Annotated in this window: 2 protein-coding genes; one reads left to right on the forward strand and one right to left on the reverse strand. The window is 68.4% G+C overall.

Going from position 1 to position 592, the window contains the following annotated elements; translation table 11 throughout:
* Positions 1-324: LysR substrate-binding domain-containing protein (locus tag SOP85_RS31065; protein ID WP_323629415.1), on the forward strand; the 324-nt coding region annotated here is incomplete at its 5' end.
* On the opposite strand, the gene SOP85_RS31070 is transcribed toward SOP85_RS31065, so the two are convergent.
* Positions 309-592 (reverse strand): SDR family NAD(P)-dependent oxidoreductase (locus SOP85_RS31070; protein WP_323629416.1); only part of this gene is annotated, 284 nt, incomplete at its 5' end. The two genes, SOP85_RS31065 and SOP85_RS31070, sit on opposite strands and share 16 nt — an antisense overlap.

The raw sequence follows: 592 nt of genomic DNA on the forward strand, positions 1-592 counted from the left end.
GACTGGGGCAAGGAGAGCCAGTTTCTGCCGGGCTGGCACGAGTGGTTCACCGCCGCCGATCGAATGCCGCCGGCGCGGCGCGGGCTGACCTATAACCTAACCTCGCTGGCCATCGACGCCGCCGTGCAAGGGCGCGGGGTGCTGCTCGGCCAGCGGCGGCTGATCGGCCGTGAACTGGCGGCAGGCCAGTTGGTCACCCTGGCCGAACCGGCGCTGTCGCTCAGCAAACCCTACTACGTGGTTTACCCGCCGCGCACGCTGGAAAAACCCGGCGCAGCGGCGTTTCTCAGTTGGTTGCAGGCGCTGGCTCAGCGCGCGGTATAACCGCCGTCGATGCTGTAAAACGCGCCGGTGGTGAAACTGCTGTCGTCCGAGAGCAGGAAAGCCACCGTTTTCGCCACCTCTTCCCGCGTCGCCATTCTCCCCATCGGGTGCGAAGCGGCCATCTGCGCCCGCGCCGACGCCGGCAGTTTCCTCATCGCCGGCGTCTCCACATAGCCCGGCCCGACGGCGTTGATGCGCACGCCGCGCGTGGCGAACTCCAGCGCCGCCGAGCGCGTCAGGCCCAACACGCCATGCTTGGCGGCGGTAT

Source organism: Pseudomonas sp. YuFO20 (genome assembly GCF_035064975.1).
In the GTDB taxonomy this organism is placed as follows: domain Bacteria; phylum Pseudomonadota; class Gammaproteobacteria; order Pseudomonadales; family Pseudomonadaceae; genus Aquipseudomonas; species Aquipseudomonas putida_AE.